Genomic DNA, 21,094 nt, shown 5'->3' with positions numbered 1-21,094 from the left:
GACCTAAAATTGAATTATAAACACGCTTCATGAAATTACCGTAAAAATACGGGGATTATCAAATCGCTGTAAATTATGAAAGAAATGTAAGAAAATATCGAAGGAAAAGTATAATAAAAAAATCCTACAAAAAATTGTAGGGATCCGGACGGGACTCGAACCCGCGACCTCCGCCGTGACAGGGCGGCATTCTAACCAGCTGAACTACCGGATCAATTTTGTTTTAAAAGTAAATTGAATGAAAAACTTTTGTAATCCGGACGGGACTTGTATAATCTTCAATAAACTTCCTATCCGTAAGCTTTAATACTATTCTCTTGTTTTGTAGGTCACTATTGTAAACAAGATTGAGACTGTTTGTTTTTACTGGTGCAAATATAGGCGTTTTTTTAATTTTCGCAAAAAAACATTCTTTTTTTAATCACAAATATTTTTAAAACACAGACTATCAAAGATAAAAATTTAGGCAAATACATATTTGATTAAGTACATTCAAATATGTATTTGCCTAAATTTTTATCTTTTCCTTTATACTTTCAAAGTTTAACCACCGCTTGCCCCTTCATTTTATTTTTTTTCATAATAACTATTGAGTTTGATTGTATCTATTAAAGCCTATTTCTTTTCAAAATAATTATTTTTTCCTTCAATCCAATCAGTTCTGGAAGGTGCAAAGAAATCAATATCAATGGTGTCGTCTTCCAACGCTGTAAAACTATGCGTTGCGTTGGGCGGAATAATAATCCTGTCATCAGCTTTTACAATATATTCTTTATCAAGAATCTGAACTTTCACACTTCCTTTTGTGATAAGAGAATATTGCTCATTAATGTGTTGATGAGTCGGAACTAAAGCACCTTTTTTATACGTTAAATGCCCAATAGTTCCCTGTTCTCCTGAAATCATTCCACGGGTCAGTAATTCATTGACTGGCTTCGATGGTAATTTTTTCAAAGTGAATGTCTGAACATTCTGCGCTGACAATATTCCGGCTGAAAGACTTGCTAAACTTAAATTTTATGATTTTAAATTTTAACTCTAAACACTTTAAAGGGCTTTTTAAACTGCTCTTTTCCATCGTGAAACCAAGGCATTAACTGAATCTGAGAATTGGAAATGTACAGATATTCATCATCTGAAATACTGTAACTGTCCGGCCAAATCAGTTTTTCATTATCCTGAACAATCGTTGTCATTTTCAAATCAGGTGTAATTTTAACGATGGAGCTTTTCTCTAAATCACCCAAATAAAGATTTCCTTTTTTGTCGAAAATCATTCCGTCTGTGGTCACGAATTTGCCTAAATCTTCCACACTTTTATTTAAAACATCTTCTGAACTTTTAAAATCTCTCAGCAAATCGGTTTTAATTCTATACAATTTATTATCCGTCAAAGGCTTAAAGTATAAATATTGATTATCCGGCGTTAAAGCGATTCCATCTGAATTAACTTTTAATAAAGAGCCGTCAACTTTTTTCAGCTCCGTTCCAAGAGGAGAAAAATGATAATTTGCATCAGATTTCACCAAAGTTGAGTTTGCTAAAACCAACTTAGACTCACCATTTTTAATGTTCAAAACAACGATTCCTCCGGTATTGGAATTCGTGAGATAAGCAAAACCATTTTCGTTATCTACCCGGATATCATTGATGTAAACATCTTCTCCTACTACATTTTCCGGAAAGCGGTATATGTTTTCAATTTTATTATTAGCCAAATTGATTTTCAAAACTTTAGCACTGTGTTGATACACTTTTCCAAGCCCGATTCCTGCTGCGTCTACCACCCAAAGAAAGCCTTTATCATCGGTCACCACAGACTGTACCGTAACAAATTTATTCTGTCCGTCTTCACCTTTCCTGAAGCTGTTCCATTCGGCATTCGGGTAAGGAACCGCTTTTCCGTTTTTCACCTCAATCACCGAATAAGAGTGATTGTCGAGCCAATACGGATAATTCACAAAAACTCGGTTATCTTTCGAAACTGCAACGCCTGTCAACTGATAAGTGCCGTCAGCAAAAACTTCCTCTAACTGAGCATTTTTAGGAGAAACTTCAGTATTTGCTCGTGTGGAATGCCGATTTGAAGGTTTGTTACAATTAATCAATGAAAGCAATGCAACGCCGAGAATTACTATTTTTTTTAAGTTCATTTCTTTAAATTTTAGGATTACATTTAATTATAGTGTTACCACAATTTTCCCGACAGTTCTTCCTGTTTCCTGCTCAAGATGTGCTTCTCTCATTTGCCCGAAAGGAAATATTTTTGAAACGTGAGGTTTTACAGCTCCGCTTTCCAATAGGTTGGCAATTTGCTTCATATCTTCTCCGCTTGACTGCACCATCATAAAGTAACCCTTTACACCTTTTGCCTGTGCTTTTGCAGTGACTTCTTCATTCAGACCAGTCGGAATACTGATGATGGAACCGCCTTTTTTAGTAACTTCCAAAGAATGATCAATATTATCTCCGCCAATGGTATCCAAAACAAAATCGAATTCCTCATCGGCATTTTTCCAATCAAAACTGTGATAATCGATATGCGAATCGGCACCAAGACCTAGTACAAAATCTTTATTTTTCAAAGAAGATGTTCCTATCACTTTTGCCCCTAAATGTTTTGCCAGCTGAACGGCAATATGTCCTACTCCGCCTGATGCAGCGTGAACCAACACATTTTGACCTTTTTGAATATTGGCGTTATGAACCAAAGCCTGATAAGCAGTCAATGCCACCAAAGTAGACGCAGCCGCTGCTTCAAAAGAAATATTTTTTGGTTTTAAAGCCAATTGATTCGCCGGAGCTGTGACATATTCTGCATACGCTTTTCCGTGACCAGGGAAATTGACCATTCCGAAAACTTCGTCACCAATTTTAAATTCCGAACTTGTGCTTTCTTCCACAACTCCGGAAATATCCCAACCTAAAATCAGTGGATTTTCTTCTTTGATTCTTCCGTAAACCCCTTTCCCTTGACGACTCTTAACATCCACCGGATTGATGCTGATGGCCTTTACTTTCATTAAAACTTCACCTTCGTTAATGGTTGGTTTTTCTAAATCAACGTATTCCAAGTTTTCTACGCTTCCTGCTGTTTTTAATACAATTGCTTTCATACTATTTTTTTAATCTTAATTTTTGATTTAATTTCCTGTTGGTTTCGCTCCTATTTTCAGTTTATAAATCGTTACCGGAAATTTCACTTTATCCACTCCGTTTTGAAAGACTGACAAACGATTCAACTGACCTGTAGGAATCCACAAATAGCCATCTTCGTCAATCCACAAAGCATCTGCCCAAAGCAATCTGTCATCTTTTATGACCAGCGTTTCTTTTCCTTCCGGACTGATTTTGATAATTTGTTTGAGGTTGACATCGCTCACATAGATATTTCCTTCTGCATCAATAGCCGTTCCGCCTGTTGACGGTGTTTTGTAGAACAATGAAACTTTGGAAGACAATTCTTTTGCCGTTAGATTTTCATCATTTAAATATTGAATTTCAACTTTCCACATCGGACCGCTTGCAGGCTGGAAATACAGCCATTTTCCATCAGGCGAAATTTCCAGTTGATCTGCGTGGATATGAACATCTTTACCATCAATATCTTTCATAATTTCACCCTCAGCTTTTATAGGAATAGTATCTGTTGAAGGATGATTTTCTAAAATACGTCTACCCTTTTCGGTTCTTTTATCTAAAACAATTAATGCGGGTTCGCCTGCATCGGTGAGGTAAATTGTATTACCCAAAATTCTCAAATCATCAATAAAAGTAGCATTCTTTGAAACTTTATTCAATGGAATAATCTGCGCAACCTTATTCTTCAAATCGACAACAACCAATTTTGCAGCATGTCCAGATAGCGGATTTTGTCCCATTGAAGAAGTTCCGGTGTCAACAATCCACAGAAATCCATCTGATTCAATCCGCAGTGAGTTGGTTCTTACAAATTTCTCATTCACGTCGGCTCCTGCTTCCCAATTGTTCCAGTTTTCATTGGGATAAGGAACTATTTTACCATTTTTTAGAATCTCTCCGATTCTCATTCCTTTATCACCTTCAATTCTTGGAAAATTGACAAATATTCGCCCGTCTGAAGTTGTGGTTACACCATTCCAGACAGTACTGGAAGTTGCAATTTCCTGCAGTTGTGATTTTGCAGAATTTGCGAATGTTAGAAATAAACCCAATGCAATTAATTTTGTTTTCATATTTCCTGCTATGACCTGTTTTTCAATGATTTTGATAAGACAAAGTTAGAATGAACACGCGCGAATAAATAGTCCATTTATCAGAAAGAATAGTACAGAATTACAAAAATGAAAAAGACTGTATCAAAGCGAAACAGTCTTGTTTATAATTACAATTTATTTTAATTCAATTCATCTGCATTTTCCTGAATTCCAACGGCTTCATTCCCGTCTGTTTTTTGAACAGTCTTGTGAAATAAGACGCATTTTCAAAACCGAGATGGTAGGCAATCTCAGTGACGCCTTTTTCTCCTAATCTCAACAGATTTTTAGCTTCCGAAATCAGAAAGATGTGGATGAGTTCCAAAGCTGTTTTGCCAGTTTCCTGTTTCAGTAAATCGCTCAGATAACGCGGCGAAATAAACAATTGGTCGGCGAGATAGGTCACGCTTGGCAATCCCGTTTTTTCCAAACCGCCATCATTGATATATTTCTTCAGGACATCATTGAATTTTGATGCTGTTCTTCCGTTGACCTGCTCTCTGTCGATGAACTGCCTTTTGTAAAAACGCTGTGCATATTTCAGAATGGATGAAATATGGCTCAATATAATCTCACGGCTGTATTCATCGGGATTATTAAAATATTCTCCCTGGATTTTCGAGTGAAGTTCCAGAATTATCTGTTCTTCTTTCGGAGAAAGTTGCAGCGCTTCTGTTACATCGTAATCAAAAAATCCATAATTATTAATGCTTTTAAAAAGCTCGTGACCATTGAGATAATCTTCGTGAATCATCAGCATATACCCTTTCTCTTCAAACTCAAGGTCTTTCATTTCGATGATTTGCCGAGGTTTTGCAAAGAAAAGACAGCCGTTATCGTGGTCGTATTGGGTACGTCCGTACATAAACTTCCCTGATTTTATTTTTTTAAATGCAATGATATAGCAGTCCGTTGTGAATTCCCTGTTACCCAGCGGACAGGCTGCCTGACAGCCAATCATACTGAACAGCGGATGTTCCGGGGCATCCCAGCCATTTCCGGTGTGCAGTTCTGTAAGGGTTTTATAATGTTTCATCTGATTCTAATTCTAATTTTAATCGAATGTACGACAATCTGATTTTGATATCATTGGCTGTCTGAAATTTAAGCCAAGAATAAATTGATGTAACCGGCAGAAATTTCCGGATACTGATGTTGAGGCCCGTGTCCTGCATCATTCAGAATAATATGTTGCATCGTGGGTGCATTTTTCAGCAAAGGAAACCAGTTTTCGGTCGCAAAGCTGATATCGTGGTCTCCGGAAATAACCAATACAGGAGATTTAAAGGTTTTATAGCCTTCACGGAAGTTCAGTTTGTCTTCCCTGAAAAAACCTGACCCGGCAAAATATCTCTGGAAAACTTCCTGTGTTGAAGGAATCAAATCTCTGTCTAATCTCTCAGCAATTCTGTCGTGGGATTCTTTTGCCGCCTGTCTGCTTTTTTCTTAAGCCGGTTCAAAAAACAGATAATATTCATCATCCAGATTATTGACTGGTTTCAAAGCGTGCTCAAAAAATACAGGTTCAATAGGGACAGCATTTTCTCCGGGAGGATTGGTTCCGATCAGAACGGTTTTCAGAACACGGTCTGGATTTTGGAAAGTAACAGTCTGCGCTACCAAACCTCCATACGACCAACCTAACACATTGAATTTTTCTATTCCCAAATGGTCTGCCAAAGCCGGAACTGTACCCGCCACTTCGAAAATATCCAAAGGCAGTTCTCCTTCTGAACTTCCGATTCCCGGATAGTCGAAAAGAATGACGGTATTTTTTTCTGCCAAAGAATCTAAAAATAATGGATCCCAGGTGTCTATAATCCCTCTGAATCTGTTTACAAAGAACAGCGGAGTTCCGTTTCCGAATTGTCTGTAAGCAATTTTACTGTTGCTGATTTCTGCAAATTGTGTTTCTGCGTTTAAGGCTGTCGTTTTCATAAGTATTAAAATTTTGTTTATTATTTTATGATTTAAAGTTGAGAATATTAGACTCAAAAAAATTTCACAAATCAGCGGAAAAACAGCACGAAAAAACAATGCTGCTTATAGATTTGAAGTTTAAAATTTCAATCAGTGTCCATGCGCAGCGATACTCACCTCTTTCCAGTTCTGAATATCATTCAGTCTCTTAGTGTAAACCTCATTAACAACGTGATAAGCAATTTTACCAAACAATACTCTTTGTGGAGGATTCTGATTATCAATAAGATTCAAAACAGGTTCTACGGTCGCTTCCGGTTTTCCCCAGGTGTCAGGATTGTCGCCAGATTCTACGAAGGCTGCACGCACCGGATTGTAATCTGCGATATCCGAAGAAGTCTGAACTGCCGAAGCGCCTGCCCAATCCGTTGCAAATCCGTTAGGTTCAATTAAAGTGGTTTTGATTCTCAAATGTGCTGTTTCCGAACCAATCGTTTCAATCAATCCTTCTACTGCAAATTTTGAAGCGTTGTACAATCCTAAAAGCGGCAAAGTCGTTAATCCCAAAAAACTGGAAATCTGAATAATATGTCCGCTTTTTTGTTTTCTCATCACCGGTAAAACAGCCTGTGCTACCCAAAGCGACCCGAAAAAGTTGGTCTCCATTTGTTCTCTTGCCTGCTGTTCGGTCGTTTCTTCTGTTGTTCCGAACAATCCAAAACCGGCGTTGTTAATTAAAACATCAATTCTTCCGAAATGTTTTTCTACCTGTTCCGTTACTTCAAAAACTTCTGTACGGCTGTTTACATCAAGCTTTAAAGGCAAAATATTGTCGCCATATTTGTCTTTCAAATCCTGCAGTGCAGCAATATTTCTTGCGGTGGTCGCTACTTTGTCTCCTCGTTCCAAAAGAGCTTCAGCCCATAATTTCCCAAATCCTTTTGATGCTCCTGTGATAAAAATTACTTTACTCATTGTTTTAAATTTTTTAGTGTTATTTAATAAAGCAAAGTTATCATCAAACCCAACCGGACAGGTAGCTCATTTCAGCGGAAAAATAGCACAGAATGACGTTTTGAAATTTAAATCTTATTAATTTTAGATATAATAATTAAATTTGTTCTATAACTCATATTAAATGTTCGAGATTTTCCAAAAATACCTTACCGATAAAATAGAACTTTCCAACGACGAATTGCAGTTAATCGAATCTGTCTGTAAACCGAAAAAACTTCGCAAGAAACAATTCCTTTCTCAGGAAGGCGAAGTTTGGCATTACAACGCATTTATTTGCAGAGGATTGGTAAAAACGTTTTCAAACGCTGAAAACGGAACTGAACATATCATCAACTTTGCTCCCGAAAATTATTGGACAGGCGACCGTGAAAGTTTAATTAATGGAACACCTTCCCGTTTGAATATCGATGCAATCGAACCAACAGAATTGATTTTAATCGAAAAAGCAGACTTTGAAAAGCTTTGTACTGAAATTCCACAACTGAATCAAATGGTCAATCAGATTATTCAGAAAAGTTTTATTGTTTCTCAAAACAGGATTTTGGCTAATATCAGTTATACGGCAGAAGAAAAATATCAGAATTTTCTCGAAAAATATCCCAATATCGTCAACAGAATTCCTCAACATATGATTGCTTCATACATCGGTATTACTCCCGAAACCCTTACCAGACTGCGTAGAAATATGGTAAAGAAATAAATCGCTTTATTTTCATTGACATTTGTTTGCTGTTTTTTCAAGCTTTTGTCAATGGAAAATAATCCTTTATGAGCGCATTTTTGTCTTATTAAAATTAACAATTAAAAATAAGACAAAATGAACAAAACAGTTTTTATTACAGGAACAAGCACAGGCTTCGGAAATTTAACAGCAACAACGCTTGCCAATGCAGGATACACCGTAATCGCAGGAATGCGAGGCATTTCAGGGAAAAATGAAACCGTAGCCAAAGAATTGGGAGCATTACCAAATTTGGAAGTTGTTGAAATTGACGTAACCGACGATTCCTCCGTAACCAATGCTTTCGAAAAAGTACTTCAAAAATATAGTAAAATCGATGTGTTGGTAAACAACGCTGCCGTTTCAGGTTTCGGATTATTGGAAGCGTATAGTCTGGACAGAATCCGACAAATGTTTGAAGTGAATTTCTATGGAGTTATCCGAACTTATCAAGCTGTGTTGCCTTCTATGAGGGAGAATAAGAGCGGTTTGATTATTAACATCACTTCAGGAGCAAGTGCGCATACTTCGCCTTTTATGGTTCCATATTTCGCATCTAAATTCGGCGTTGAAAGTATTACAGAAGGTTTGCAGGATGAATTAAAACAGTTCAATATCGACAACGTTTCCATACAGCCGGGCGTTTATCCGACTGAAATGAATACAGGCGAAAAAGCTGGCGTGAATGCAGATAAACCAGAAATTGCGAAATTATATGACCCTGTTGCAACAGAACAATTCAATGCTATTGGCACTGCGTTATTCGGTAAGATGAAAGAATTCAATATGAATCCCCAAACCATTGCAGACGGAATTTTAGAATTGATTCAGATGAAAGAAGGTTCCCGTCCATTACGTTTTCCATTGGGTGCTGTTGCGCAGGGAACAGATTTGGAATTCATCAACGCAAGAGCCGAATTGAAAGCAAAATGGTTGGCTAAATACAGCGAATAATTAAAATTTTAAATAAAAACTCAAAGGTTGGAATGTTTCGTTCCAGCCTTTGAGTTTTTATTTGGAGCTTAATCCTGCTTTCCACTATATCTTTTGTTCCGCTATGCTCAACAAAAGGATGCTGTTGCAATCGGAGCTATGTCGTTTGTAGTCCATATGAAATTTCTCATTTCATTGACATTTGTTTGCTTTTTTTTCAAGCTTTTGTCAATGGAAGAAGACTACTGAATGTTAGAAATTTGCTTCATAAAATAACAACAAAAATTATCACAATGAGTAATTTAAAAAAACAAATCAAAGCCAATGCAACAGCAGTCGCAAGTGCACTTTTATTATCAACAGCAGTTTCAAATACTTCAGCACAGGAAAAAACAGGAATTCTTGGAATCGACCACGTGGGAATCAATGTTCCGGATATGAAACAGGCGGTGAACTTTTTCACTGATGTTTTAGGATTTTCAGCAGTAACAAGTTTAGGTCCGATTCCTTTGAATGATGCGTGGAAAAAGAATAATCGTATGAATCCCAAAACCGGTCCGGTATCATTCAAAATGGTAAAAGCAGGAACAGGAGCCAACATCGAATTATTCGAATATCAGGACAATAAAGGAAGTTCACAACAACCTGGAGGAGACGATATCGGAGCTAGTCACATTGCTTTTTACACCAATGATATCGGCAAAAGTGTAGCTTATCTCAAAAGCAAAGGCGTACAATTTTTAGGAGAACCGTTTTTGATGCCATCGGGAGATACAGAAGGCGAAACCTGGGTTTATTTCGTAACACCTTGGGGTTCCCAAAATGGAATTGGTTTCTTACCCAAACGGAAAAGGCTATGAGAAAAAAAATCCTGCAACGATACTTTGGTCTCCTAAAGATTATTCAGAACAATCAAATACCTCTAAAAATATGAAAACATTATCAGAATCAGAAATTCGGTCATTAGTCGATTTGCACTTGGCAATTTGGAACGAAAAAGATCTTACAAAACGTGAAAAATTAATGAAAGAAGTCTATGCCGATGATATCGAAATGGTAGACAGTCATTTTATCGCAGTCGGTCACAAGGAAATCAATGGATTTGTGGATGATTTGCAGAAGAAAAGTGCAAATTCAAAATTCACTCACATCAAAGCAATTGATGTCAATCACAATATTGCAAGATTGTATTGGCAAAACGGAACTACCGAAAAACCGGATGCTGTAACCGGAATGGATTTATTCGTTTTCGAAAACGGAAAAGCAGTCAAATTATATGTCTTTGTTGACAAAAAATAATCATCATCAATCAAAGTTTACATCAAAATAACAATTAACAATTTAAAAAAAACAATTATGAAAGCATCAGTAATCAATCTAAATTCCGCCAACGAAACATTAATCCGTGAATTGTACAGAATCGCAGAAGAACAAGATACACAAGGTTTTGTCGACCTTTTTGCAGAAGACGGCTATTTTTGGGACGTATCTGCGGGAACCAAATATTACGGACAGGATATCGGAAAAACTGTAGATGTTTATGCAACCGCTTTTCCGGATATGCACAGAGAATTATACGATTTGTATGTTTTGGAAAACGAGAATACTGTTGTCGTTGAATTATCGTTGAACGGAACGCACAAAGGACCTCTTGAGCTACCTTCGGGAACGATTCCGGCGACCAATAAAACAATGCAGACGCCTTGTTGTGATGTTTTCAAAATCGAAAACGGGAAAATAAAATCATTCCATTGCTACACCGCTGCAACCATACTTTTAGGTCAGTTAGGAATCTTTTAATTAAAAATAAATCAAGGCAATCGAATGTTTTCACTGCCTTGATTTTTTAAAATTTATAAATAATGAAAAACATCATAGAATTGTTGAACTGGAGATACGCCACAAAAAAAATGACAGGCGAGAAAATTTCTTCAGAAAAAATCAATAACATTTTGGAAGCGGCTCATTTGGCTCCGTCAGGAATTGGATTGCAGCCTTACGAAATCATCGTTATCAGTAATCCCGAAATCAAAAAACAAATTCTGCCGATTGCAATGAACCAGGCTCCGATTGTAGAATCTTCACATCTTTTGGTTTTCGCAGTTTGGGACGAATATTCTAAAGAGAGAATTGACAAGGTATTCGATTATCTTACGGAAAAACGGAATGTTGATTCTGCTAAATATGACAGGCAAAGAGAATTTTCAAAACAATTTTTTGGGAATATGAGTATCGAGGAAAACTTTCATCACGCAGCCAAACAGGCCAATATTGCATTGGGTTTAGCGATTGTTGAAGCCGCTTCTGAAGGAATAGATTCAACGCCGATGGAAGGTTTTGACCCAATAGCACTCGATGAATTTTTGAAACTTCCGTCCAAAGGTTTGAGAAGTTCGATGCTTCTGGCTTTGGGATACAGAGACCAAGAAAATGACTGGAATCTAAAACTGGAAAAAGTACGCAAACCATTTGAAGAATTTGTGACTTTTCTTTAATCATTAATTTTAAATAAATAATATGAATCATTCAGAAAAAATGGGAACATCCGATAACCATGATAAAACACAAACCACAGGGATTACGGTGAGCGCTTATTACAAAGTACATCCCGATGACAGACAGATTTTCATTGATGCCGTTATTCCCGAAATGATTGCGGCAAACGAGCTGGAAGGCTGCATTTATTATGCTTTTTCACAAGATTTAACCGATGAAAATACATTTCATCTTTTGGAAGGCTGGAAAGATGAAGAAGCTTATGAACGACACGAAAACTCGGAAACATTTTTGAAAGCTTTGAGTACGGTTGTGAAAAACGTTAGAATTATTGACCGGGAAGGCGTTCGTTATGATGTTTCAAAAATTCATATCGACGATCCGCGTGGAAAGTTATGATGATAAGTTGATAATTAATTTCTAAATTCATAAAATGAAAAATATCAATAAACTGATTTGGGTTTTACTTGCTGGTTTTCTGCTCATTCAATTTTTCAGACCGGAAAATATTAATGAGGGAAAACCTACGCAAGACTTAGCAAATGTTCCCAAAGAAGTCAATACCATTATCAGAAATTCGTGTTTCGACTGTCATTCTTCGGAAGCTAATTTGCGTTGGTATGATAAAATAACGCCTGCTAATTTTTTAGTGGTTTCCCACATCAAAGAAGGTCGTGAAGCGCTTGACTTTTCTAAATGGAATTCGTGGCCGAAACCACAACAGAATTCCACAATTTATTACGCGATTAATAAAATTTTATCAGGTGAAATGCCGATTCCGAGTTATGCTGCGGTACATTCTTCCGCAAAACTGAATGACAGTCAAATTGAAATTCTTAAAAATTATGCTTTGTCACTTTCTCCAAGAAAAGTTTCGGACAGTTCGCAAATCAATTTTGTAGAAAAAGAATATAATTCTTGGATTAATGGAGAATTGAAAAATCCCACTGTAAAGCCTTCACCAAACGGATTGCAATATATTCCCGATTATAGAAACTGGAAAGCCATCAGTACCACAGACCGTTTTGACAACGGAACGATGCGAATTATTTTCGGAAATGAGATTGCAGTAAAAGCGATTCAGGAGAAAAATACGAATCCTTGGCCGGATGGAACTGCATTCGCAAAAACAGCCTGGAAACAATTGGTGAAACAGGATGGAAGTGTGGCAACCGGAGAATTTGTTCAGGTTGAATTAATGGTAAAAGATGCAAAAAAATATGAGAAAACCAAAGGTTGGATATGGGGACGTTGGAAAGGAGACAAGCTTAAACCTTATGGAGATACACCGGATTTCGATAAAGAATGCATCGAATGTCACAAGCCGATGGAAAATCGGAATTATGTTTTTACATCGTCTTTGTATTTAATTTCTCAACTCAAAAAAATTCAGACAAAATGAAAAAATATAGTTTGTTTTTGATTCTTTCACTAATTATTTCTTGTAATGAAAAGCCTAAGGAATTAATTAATATCAATGCCTCAATTCAACAAAGCAGTGAATTGAAAGAGAATCCTTTGCTGATGCATCCTATCACATCATTTATTCAGCCAAAAGACAGTACAATGTCTACCTTGTATGGAAATGAGATTGCTTTTGATTATGCAAAACAACATTCAGATTCCAAATATCCTAAAGACGCAGTTTTATATGAAGTAACGTGGAAGCAAAAGCCGGATGAGGTTTGGTTTGGTGGAAATATTCCGAAGGAAATTTATTCTGTTGAGAAAATTTCATTTGATGATGATAATTCTGTTTATGAAAGATTTGAAGGAAAGCCTTTAAAGAAAATTCAAATCAAAGAAACTGAGGAAAAGTTGAGGAAAGATTTTATCATTAATCAGAAAATGGCAGTTTCGCCTTAATAAAAAAGCCCTCCGAAAATATATCCGAAAGGCTTGCACTTAAAACTAAACACTTATATTAAAAACTTCATTAAAGAGTCTGCGCCAAAGGAAAATCAATCGGAATCTGCGTATTGGCAAATACATAGTTTGTGAAACTTCTCAACGCCACCAAAGCAGTCAATTCAATCAAAGCTTTTTCATCATAACCTGAATTAAAGAAATTTTCTAAAGCTCCATTTCCTGCATTTCCTTTGTGGCTTGCAATGGACTCAGCTAATTTGATGATTGCCTTCAATTTGACATCCTCAGAATTTCCTTTTCTGATTTCAATGGTTTCATCTTCGGTAAAACCTCTCATTTTTGCCAAAGTTGTATGCGCCGCCAAACAATAGTCACATTCGTTAACCTGGGAAACGGTAAGATTGATTGCTTCCCTTTCTTTTGCAGTAAACGATGAATTATGTGAAAGTGCAGCTTCCGTTTCCAACATTGATTTTAATGCCGACGAAGAATAACCAATGGTTGCATAAAGATTAGGAATTTTTCCCATTTTTTTCTCGACTGATTCCAAGATAGTTTGAGATTCTGCTGAAAGTTGTTCTTTGACAGGAACTGTAATTGTTTTCATTTTTTTTATGATTTTTAAATGTTATTAAACTGTTTCGTTTTGTTGATACAAAGTTAGCTCCGCCCAAAGCCCAAAGTGTAGCCCATTTCAGCGGAATAATAGCACAGAATTACTTTAGTCAAATCGTAGAAATATATAAGACATTCCGTAAAATCGACAAGTGATTCAGTTCTACTTATCGGAACTTTGTTGGAGAAATTTTAAACAGATTCATTATGAAAAATACAGTATTCATCACCGGTGCATCATCGGGATTGGGAAAAGCAAGCGCAAAATTATTTCAGCAAAACGGATGGAACGTGATCGCGGCAATGCGTTCCCCGGAAAACGAACTGAATCTCCTAGAAAATGTTCTGTTGGTAAAACTGGATGTCACAGATTCTCAGCAAATTCAGGAAGCAATTGAACAGGGAACAGCGAAATTCGGTTCTGTCGATGTTCTTTTAAACAGTGCAGGTTACGGATTGATGGGCGTTTTTGAATCTTCAAGTCCTGAACAGATTCAAAAACAGTTTGAGGTGAATGTTTTTGGTCTGATGAATGTAACCAAAGCCGTTTTACCGATAATGCGAAGTCAGAAAAAAGGAACAATCATTAATATTTCTTCGTTCGGAGGAGTTACGGCAGGACCTTTTGCCAGTTTATACAACAGTTCAAAATTTGCGGTGGAAGGATTTTCAGAAGCTTTACATTTTGAAGTTTCATCTTTCGGAATTGATGTGAAAATTATAGAACCCGGAAGTATTTCCACCAATTTCAGAAGCGGCATCGAGATGATTCAGAACACGATTGAAGAATACAATGCAGAATTGGCAGCATTTATCCCAAAATTCACCAAACGCACAGAACATCTTCCAAAAGCAAGCGCCGAAGAAGTTGCGCAAACTATTTTTGGTGCCGCAACAGACCAACTTTCCAAATTAAGATATGTGATTGGCGAAGATGCGCAGTTTTATATCGACCTGAAAAACAAAAATACTGAAGAAGATTTCCTGAAATTAATGCAGGAATAATCTTAAAACCTTTAATTTTAACTAAAATCAGAAAAATGTCAGAAGCTTTCATTTCCATCAAATCTGTTGCAGATCTTCATCGCTTTTACACTAGTGGAAGTCCTAAACATCCTTTGATCACGGTAATTGATCTGAAAAACGTAAGCCGTTCCGACGAAAATTTTGCCAACTATCTTTACAGCCTTGATTTGTACACCGTTATTTACAAAAAATTTAAGGGAAGTTTAAAATACGGACGCTCACATTATGATTTTCAGGAAGGAACTTTGATGTTTACTGCTCCGAATCAGGTGATGAGTCCGAGTGCAGATACAGAGATTGAGGAAGGCTGGTTTCTGGCATTTCACCCTGATTTTATTTATGGTTCAGATTTAGCAAAGAAAATTCAGAAATACAGCTTTTTCCAGTACGAAAGTAATGAGGCGCTTCATATTTCGGAAGAGGAAAAAGCGTTGCTTGATGAAGTGACTGTAAGAATCAAAAAAGAATACTCCCAGAATATTGACCGTCATACGCAAGGCTTGATTTTGAATCAGATAGAAATGTTGTTGAATTACTCAGACCGATTTTACGACCGGCAGTTTTTTACCCGAAACAAAACAGGAAATGATTTAATCCAACGTTTTGAAAGGCTTCTTAATAATTATTTTGATGATGAACAATTGACTGAAAAAGGCATTCCCGAAGTAAAATATTTTGCAGAAAAACTGAATCTTTCTCCTAACTATTTATCAGATTTGCTAAGTAAGTTCACAGGCAAAACGACGATAGAGCGCATTCATCTGAAATTGGTTGACAAAGCAAAAAATATCCTGCTGGGAACTACAAAATCTATAAGCGAAATTGCTTATGAACTCGGATTTGAGCATCCCTCTCACTTCACTAAAATTTTTAAAACCAAAGCAGGAATTTCACCTTTGCATTTCAGAAAACAGTTTCCGGAGCAGAATTAATTAAGCCATTTCAAAGCTTTACAGCCAGGTTTTTCGGGCTGAATCCAAACTGTTTTTTAAAGGCATAAGAAAAATGAGAGAGGTCTTCAAAACCCAAATCCACATAGATTTCCGAAGGCAATTTCTGTTTTTCCTTCATTAAAAAATAAGCTTCGTCCAGACGTTTCTGCAAAATCCATTTGTGTGGTGAAGAGTGAAAAATCTTCTCAAAATCACGCTTGAAAGTTGCTAAACTTCTTCCTGTGAGATAAGCAAAACGCTCGAGATTGACGTTGTATTTGTAATTTTGAATCATAAAAGACTCCAAATCAATTTTAAAAGGCTCTGAAAAATCGAAGAGAATATTTTTGAGTTCAGGCTGTGTTCCGATTAAAATAAATAATAACTCTTTAATTTTAAGGTCAATGAAATCTTTGGTCAACAGTTTTGGATTTTCCAGAATGGTCTGCAATGATGTGATGTAGTTTTGAAGCACTGCATTCACTTCAATAGCAACCATAGGCTTGGAAACTTCGGAATGACTGGATGAAAAATGATATTCCTTCGCCATATTCTGTAAAACTTCCTGATTCAGATAAATATTCAGGCTTTCAAAACTTCCGTTTTCGGGCGGACATTTCGTGAATTTTACCAGCTGATTTTTTCGGATTAAATTAAAATCGCCCTCTTTCGCAACATATTTTTCCTGACCGTCAGACAGTACAAATTGTCCAAAAATTTGAAATGCAAGGACGTGCTGAGGAACAAAATTTTCACCTTTTCGGCTTACCTCGTGATAGCAGGAATAGACAATATCAGATTTTTCCATATTGATTGAATGCTAAAAGACAAAGCGCCATTTCTGAAAACAACGCTTTATCAAATGTACAAAATATTATTGCAGAACAGCTTTCGGTTCAAGATAAGCTTCCAATCCATACACGCCATATTCTCTGCCAATTCCGGACTGTTTGAAACCACCAAACGGAACCATTGGGTCGTGACGGAAACCGTTGATACAAACCCTTCCCGCATCAATCTGTGAAGCCACTTTCTGAGCTCTTTCCACATCCGGTGAACTTACATAAGCCGCCAAACCGTAAGGTGTATCGTTTGCAATTTCTATCGCCTCTTCTTCTGTTTTATAAGGAATAATGGAGAGCACAGGACCGAAAATCTCTTCATGAGCGATTCTCATTTTATTGTTTACGTGGGTGAAAATGGTCGGTTTTACAAAGTTGCCGGCTTCCAGTCCTTCAGGTTTGCCTTCTCCTCCGGCTAAGACGGTTGCACCTTCTGCCAAGCCAATTTTGATGTAGTTTTGAACTCTTTCAAACTGTTTTACACTCACCATCGGTCCCACATTCGTATCATCATTTTGAGGTAATCCTACGATCACTTTTTCTGCGGTTGCTTTGGCAATTTCATTCACTTTATCGATTTGATTTTCAGAAACCAAAAGTCTTGTTGGCGCAATACAGGCTTGTCCACTGTTCATATACGCTCCAAAAACAGCTGTTGGAATCACTTCTTCAAGATTGGCATCATCCAAAATAATATTCGGTGACTTCCCACCTAACTCCAAAGTAACTCTTTTCATTGTATCAGCCGCCGTTTTCGCAATCAGTTTTCCAACCGCCGTAGAACCTGTGAATGAAATTTTTGAAACTGCAGGATTAACCGTTAATTCTGTGCCGACCACATTTCCCAAACCTGTCACAAAATTGATAATTCCCTTTGGCAAACCTGCATCGTGAAAGGCTTCCATCAAAACCTGAGTCTGCAAAGCACTCATCTCACTGGGTTTAATAACAACGGTACATCCCGCGGCAATAGCCGTCGCTACTTTACTAATAACAGAACTGTTGCTGGCATTCCACGGCGTTATGATCCCAACCACGCCGACAGGCTGCATTTTCACCAATGAAGAATTGATGGTTTTTTCGAATTCATACGTTTGAATGACCCCGATCATACTGTCGAACCAGGCTCCTGAATATTGATTGCTCATTGTGACAAACTGATGCGTTCCGCCATACTCTTCAATCATTATGTCGGTGAAATCCTGTTTCCTTTTTTCGACTGCGACTTTTAATCTGGTCAGATACTTAATTCGTTCGCTGACTGTAGATTTAGAAAACGTTTTGAACGCTTCTTTTGCCGCTGCAACTGCATTTTTTGTATCTGTTTCATCAGCTAACGTGACTTCTCCAATCTTTTGATTATTTGAGGGATTGATGAGATTGAAAATTTCCGTTCCGTGTGGCGTTACAAACTTGCCGTTGATGTAAATTTTGTTTACTGTTTTCATTTCTAAAATTTATAGTACAAAATTAAATGACAAATGAAACATAAACTTTGTAAAAAAGCTCAATGTTAGTTTGTAAAAAAGTTCAGAATGTAATTCTTAATTTATTTAACTGCTTCATTTTTATATTGAACAGGCGTTATCCCAACTACTTTTTTAAATAATCTGGTAAAATAAGATGGGCTTTCAAAGCCAAGATCATAGGCAATTCCTGCAACGTTACTTTCTGAACTCAACAAAAGGTTTTTGGCTTCACTAATCAGATAAATGTGAACGTGCTCCAAAGCTGTTTTTCCGGTTTCCTGCCTAAGGATATCGCTAAGATATCGGGGAGAAACAGCCAGTTCATTAGCCATAAAATTAACACTTGGTAAGCCATCTTTAAGATGTTTATTTTCTTTGAAATAATCTTCCAAAACAGTCAGGAATTTCTTTACCATAGTTCCTGAAATATTGATACTTCTGTCGATGAACTGTCTTTTATAGAAACGGTCAGAATATTTTAGAATTGAATCGATATGCGAAAGGATAATTTCCCTGCTGAATTCATCAGAGTTTTCCTCATACTCTCTTCTGATTTTCTCATAAAGTTCCCACATTATCAATTCTTCGGAAGGCGATATATGAAGTGCTTCATTGATTTCATATTCAAAATAACCGTATCTTTTGATTTGCTCGTTCAATGGATGTCCCGACAGATAATCCTCGTGGAAAAACATCACAAAACCTTTTTCAGCAAACTGAACATTGCGTACTTCTATAATTTGTCGAGGTTTCATAAAAACTGCTGAACCATTGTTATGGTCGTATTTGGTTTTGCCATATAAGACATAACCCGATTTGATTTTCTTTAAACCAATCATATAAAAATCTCCTGTGAATCGGTCTTCTCCAACAGAATAGGTCATCAGCTCTTTGCAGGTCATCAAACTCAAAAGAGGATTTTTCGGAGGTTCGAAACCGCTTTTCTCATGCAACTCTACGATGCTTTTATAGTGATTGATTTTTTCCATATTTAATTAGGGTTAGAAGTTTTTAAGTAATATCAAATGTAATAAATAAAAAAACAGAAATGGCAGGCACTTCTGTTTTGTGTGATAACCAGCTTATCCGTGAGCCGCTTCGGAAACTTCTTTCCAGTCATTCCAAACCTGAAGTTTTTCTGCATACACTCTCTCCGTCTTTCTCAATCCCACTTTTCCTAAGAATAAACGAAGAGGCGGGTTTTCACTGTCGATTAATTTCAAGATAGCAGGAACTGTTGCTTCCGGTTTTCCATAGTCTTCAGGCAGTAAACCCTCTGCTTCTCCCAGGCTTGATTTCAAGGTATCATAAGCAGGAATTGCATCGCCGTGAACCGCTGAGCTGCCTCCAAAATCTGTAGTATAACCGTTAGGTTCAATCATCGTCACGTGAATCCCAAAATCTTTTACTTCACTTGCCAAAGCCTCACTAAAACCTTCCACAGCAAATTTTGTAGCGTTGTAAATTCCCAAAGTCGGTAAACTCCAAACGCCCAAAACACTGGATAACTGAATCACGTGACCATTTCCCTGTACTCTGAAAATCGGCAAAGCTGCCTGAGTTACCCAAAGCGTCCCGAAAACGTTAGTATCAAAAACATCTTTTGTAACCTTCTCTCCTACTTCTTCAACTGCCCCAAAAACACCGTATCCAGCATTATTGATTACTACATCAAGACTTCCAAAATGATTTTTTGCTTTGTTTACTGCTTCAAACACCGCATCTCTGTTAGTAATATCCAATGCAATCGGAAGGAATTGGTCACCATATTGTTCTGCTAAATCTTTATAGGCTTCAATATTTCTTGATGTTGCTGCGACTTTGTCTCCTCTTTTCAGGAAAGCTTCTGTCCAAAGTTTTCCAAATCCACGTGACGCGCCTGTGATAAAAATTGTCTTTTCCATTTTAAAAAATTTAATTGTTTTGTTCTTTAATTTTGATAGGACAAAGTTATCTCGCATTGCATCTGCGTTTGTAGCTCAAATCAGCGGAAGAATAGCACAGAATTACGGTGTGGTATTTATTGTTTAAGGTAAATACATACTTTATTATACCAAAGCTCTAGGATATTAAAAATTATGGATTATAAACTAAAGTATTACCAATAAACTTTAAAATTCAGTTTTTAGGATAAAAAATAAATATGGTTAGGCCCAAGGTTGCAAGATCACTTTCCCGGTAGTTTGCCTGTTCTCAAGCAGGCGGTGCGCTTCAGCTGCCTGTGACAGGGGCAGAACTTTCCCTACATTAATCGATAGTTTGCCGCTTCCCAGGTAACCGAAAAGTTCGGTCAGACTTTCCGTAGCGAAGCCGGGTGTTGCGAGGTATGGCATAATGTACAGACCTGTAATGGTATGATTAGGCTCTGTCAGTTTCCAAAGGTCAATCTCAGTATGGTCACCGCTTGACTGGCCGATAAATACCATTCGCCCGAAATCTGCCATAGCGGTCAGTGCTTCTTTAGTAATCTCGCCTCCTGCAGTTTCTAAAACAATATCCACACCTTTGCCACCGGTCAGTTCTTTCACGTGTTCGGCCCAGTTAGCATCAGTATAATTTACCGTAGCATCGGCACCCAATCTTTCTGCTATCTCCCGCTTTTCCGTTGTACTCGCTGCGCCGATCACTTTGGCTGCCCCGTAAATTTTTGCTAACTGTATGCTGAAAGAACCAAGACCACCAGCTGCACCTTCTACTAAAACAGTGTCGCCCGGCTGAATGCGTGCTGATTTTTTTAAGGCGATCACTGCGCTAAGACCATGCGCAACCAGCGCTGCTGCCTCCTCTGGTGATAATCCTGGAGGAAGTGGTATAACAGTTTCCGCAGGCACACAGATATACTGAGCGTATCCGCCGTCACCCGGCGTAGCAAAAACCGGAGTACCAACCTCCAGACCTGTGACACCTTCACCCAATTCTGCCACAGTACCTGCGATCTCGGCGCCCAGCGTAAATGGCGTTGGTGAAGGAACAGGATAAGTATCGCCGCGGCGAAATTCAAACCCACGGCTTCAATTTT

At 37.4% G+C, this 21,094-nt stretch carries 25 protein-coding genes, 1 tRNA gene and 1 pseudogene; 11 read left to right on the top strand and 16 right to left on the bottom strand.

Translation table 11 applies throughout. The features are described from left to right. Positions 1-140: 140 nt before the first annotated feature. The 9 genes from ASG22_RS08580 to ASG22_RS08545 form a co-directional block, all read right to left on the bottom strand. Positions 141-214, bottom strand: a tRNA-Asp gene (locus tag ASG22_RS08580). A gap of 401 nt (positions 215-615) precedes the next feature. Continuing rightward, a complete protein-coding gene (locus tag ASG22_RS08575; protein WP_131726173.1) occupies positions 616-954 on the bottom strand; it encodes a cupin domain-containing protein in 339 nt (112 codons plus the stop codon). Positions 955-1,025: 71 nt separating this feature from the next. Then, the gene (locus ASG22_RS08570) at positions 1,026-2,153 is read right to left on the bottom strand and encodes an L-dopachrome tautomerase-related protein (RefSeq protein ID WP_082504974.1); all 1,128 of its coding nucleotides are present in this window, start codon (positions 2,151-2,153) and stop codon (positions 1,026-1,028) included. A 27-nt stretch (positions 2,154-2,180) separates the two neighbouring features. Next, positions 2,181-3,116 carry an NADP-dependent oxidoreductase gene (locus ASG22_RS08565; protein ID WP_055983012.1) on the bottom strand — a complete coding sequence of 312 codons (936 nt, stop codon included), beginning with the start codon at positions 3,114-3,116 and terminating at the stop codon, positions 2,181-2,183. Between the two features lie 27 nt (positions 3,117-3,143). Continuing rightward, positions 3,144-4,214: an L-dopachrome tautomerase-related protein gene (locus ASG22_RS08560; protein WP_055983009.1), complete on the bottom strand. Its 1,071-nt coding sequence runs from the start codon at positions 4,212-4,214 to the stop codon at positions 3,144-3,146. A 166-nt stretch (positions 4,215-4,380) separates the two neighbouring features. After that, positions 4,381-5,271, bottom strand: coding sequence for a helix-turn-helix domain-containing protein (locus tag ASG22_RS08555; RefSeq protein ID WP_055983007.1), 891 nt, complete (start codon positions 5,269-5,271; stop codon positions 4,381-4,383). 68 nt (positions 5,272-5,339) lie between these two features. After that, entirely contained in the window at positions 5,340-5,618 is a 279-nt protein-coding gene (locus ASG22_RS21385; protein ID WP_238586882.1) for an alpha/beta fold hydrolase, read from the bottom strand. 63 nt (positions 5,619-5,681) lie between these two features. Beyond that, a complete protein-coding gene (locus ASG22_RS21380; protein ID WP_238586881.1) occupies positions 5,682-6,173 on the bottom strand; it encodes an alpha/beta fold hydrolase in 492 nt (163 codons plus the stop codon). Between the two features lie 132 nt (positions 6,174-6,305). Then, positions 6,306-7,130 (bottom strand): SDR family NAD(P)-dependent oxidoreductase, encoded by an 825-nt coding sequence (locus ASG22_RS08545; protein WP_055983005.1) that lies wholly within the window; start codon positions 7,128-7,130, stop codon positions 6,306-6,308. Positions 7,131-7,293: 163 nt separating this feature from the next. Between ASG22_RS08545 and ASG22_RS08540 the strand changes: the two genes are divergently transcribed. From ASG22_RS08540 to ASG22_RS08505, 9 genes are all read left to right on the top strand, one after another. After that, entirely contained in the window at positions 7,294-7,872 is a 579-nt protein-coding gene (locus ASG22_RS08540) for a Crp/Fnr family transcriptional regulator (protein WP_055983003.1), read from the top strand. Between the two features lie 117 nt (positions 7,873-7,989). After that, complete coding sequence (locus tag ASG22_RS08535; protein ID WP_055983001.1) at positions 7,990-8,847, top strand: SDR family oxidoreductase; 858 nt, start codon at positions 7,990-7,992, stop codon at positions 8,845-8,847. A 272-nt stretch (positions 8,848-9,119) separates the two neighbouring features. Next, entirely contained in the window at positions 9,120-9,686 is a 567-nt protein-coding gene (locus ASG22_RS21375) for a VOC family protein (protein WP_238586880.1), read from the top strand. After that, positions 9,649-10,125, top strand: coding sequence for a nuclear transport factor 2 family protein (locus ASG22_RS21370; RefSeq protein WP_238586879.1), 477 nt, complete (start codon positions 9,649-9,651; stop codon positions 10,123-10,125). Before ASG22_RS21375 ends, ASG22_RS21370 begins: the two co-directional genes overlap by 38 nt. A gap of 57 nt (positions 10,126-10,182) precedes the next feature. After that, a complete protein-coding gene (locus tag ASG22_RS08525) occupies positions 10,183-10,626 on the top strand; it encodes a nuclear transport factor 2 family protein (RefSeq protein ID WP_055982998.1) in 444 nt (147 codons plus the stop codon). Positions 10,627-10,688: 62 nt separating this feature from the next. Then, positions 10,689-11,321, top strand: coding sequence for a nitroreductase family protein (locus ASG22_RS08520; protein WP_055982996.1), 633 nt, complete (start codon positions 10,689-10,691; stop codon positions 11,319-11,321). Between the two features lie 22 nt (positions 11,322-11,343). Next, entirely contained in the window at positions 11,344-11,721 is a 378-nt protein-coding gene (locus ASG22_RS08515; RefSeq protein WP_055982994.1) for a putative quinol monooxygenase, read from the top strand. A gap of 34 nt (positions 11,722-11,755) precedes the next feature. Beyond that, positions 11,756-12,724: a heme-binding domain-containing protein gene (locus ASG22_RS08510; RefSeq protein ID WP_055982991.1), complete on the top strand. Its 969-nt coding sequence runs from the start codon at positions 11,756-11,758 to the stop codon at positions 12,722-12,724. Further along, the gene (locus ASG22_RS08505) at positions 12,721-13,188 is read left to right on the top strand and encodes a hypothetical protein (protein WP_055982989.1); all 468 of its coding nucleotides are present in this window, start codon (positions 12,721-12,723) and stop codon (positions 13,186-13,188) included. The genes ASG22_RS08510 and ASG22_RS08505 overlap by 4 nt, the downstream gene beginning before the upstream one ends. A gap of 70 nt (positions 13,189-13,258) precedes the next feature. Here the strand turns inward: ASG22_RS08505 and ASG22_RS08500 are convergent, their stop codons facing one another. Continuing rightward, positions 13,259-13,798 (bottom strand): carboxymuconolactone decarboxylase family protein, encoded by a 540-nt coding sequence (locus ASG22_RS08500; protein ID WP_055982987.1) that lies wholly within the window; start codon positions 13,796-13,798, stop codon positions 13,259-13,261. Positions 13,799-14,013: 215 nt separating this feature from the next. On the opposite strand from ASG22_RS08500, the gene ASG22_RS08495 reads away from it, so the two are divergent. Together ASG22_RS08495 and ASG22_RS08490 are read left to right on the top strand one after the other, a co-directional pair. Next, positions 14,014-14,811, top strand: coding sequence for an SDR family oxidoreductase (locus tag ASG22_RS08495; protein ID WP_055982985.1), 798 nt, complete (start codon positions 14,014-14,016; stop codon positions 14,809-14,811). 35 nt (positions 14,812-14,846) lie between these two features. Continuing rightward, positions 14,847-15,764 carry a helix-turn-helix domain-containing protein gene (locus ASG22_RS08490; protein ID WP_055982983.1) on the top strand — a complete coding sequence of 306 codons (918 nt, stop codon included), beginning with the start codon at positions 14,847-14,849 and terminating at the stop codon, positions 15,762-15,764. Positions 15,765-15,774: 10 nt separating this feature from the next. On the opposite strand, the gene ASG22_RS08485 is transcribed toward ASG22_RS08490, so the two are convergent. From ASG22_RS08485 to ASG22_RS21645, 6 genes and pseudogenes are all read right to left on the bottom strand, one after another. Beyond that, the gene (locus ASG22_RS08485; RefSeq protein ID WP_055982982.1) at positions 15,775-16,572 is read right to left on the bottom strand and encodes a helix-turn-helix domain-containing protein; all 798 of its coding nucleotides are present in this window, start codon (positions 16,570-16,572) and stop codon (positions 15,775-15,777) included. Between the two features lie 66 nt (positions 16,573-16,638). After that, positions 16,639-18,054, bottom strand: coding sequence for an aldehyde dehydrogenase family protein (locus ASG22_RS08480; protein WP_055982980.1), 1,416 nt, complete (start codon positions 18,052-18,054; stop codon positions 16,639-16,641). A 101-nt stretch (positions 18,055-18,155) separates the two neighbouring features. Next, on the bottom strand, positions 18,156-19,064 hold the full coding sequence (locus ASG22_RS08475; RefSeq protein WP_082504973.1) for a helix-turn-helix domain-containing protein: 909 nt from the start codon (positions 19,062-19,064) through the stop codon (positions 18,156-18,158). 93 nt (positions 19,065-19,157) lie between these two features. Beyond that, positions 19,158-19,979, bottom strand: a complete 822-nt coding sequence (locus tag ASG22_RS08470) for an SDR family NAD(P)-dependent oxidoreductase (RefSeq protein WP_055982978.1) — start codon at positions 19,977-19,979, stop codon at positions 19,158-19,160. A gap of 243 nt (positions 19,980-20,222) precedes the next feature. Beyond that, a complete protein-coding gene (locus ASG22_RS08465; RefSeq protein ID WP_262483950.1) occupies positions 20,223-20,822 on the bottom strand; it encodes a zinc-binding alcohol dehydrogenase family protein in 600 nt (199 codons plus the stop codon). 66 nt (positions 20,823-20,888) lie between these two features. Next, positions 20,889-21,029 (bottom strand): annotated as a pseudogene (locus tag ASG22_RS21645) (alcohol dehydrogenase catalytic domain-containing protein); the annotation flags it as partial. Between the last annotated feature and the right edge of the window lie 65 nt (positions 21,030-21,094).

The sequence above is a fragment of the Chryseobacterium sp. Leaf405 genome (genome assembly GCF_001425355.1).
Classification (GTDB): domain Bacteria; phylum Bacteroidota; class Bacteroidia; order Flavobacteriales; family Weeksellaceae; genus Chryseobacterium.
The sequence above is the reverse complement of the archived record's forward strand: the minus strand, read 5'-3'. Positions and strand labels throughout refer to the sequence as shown.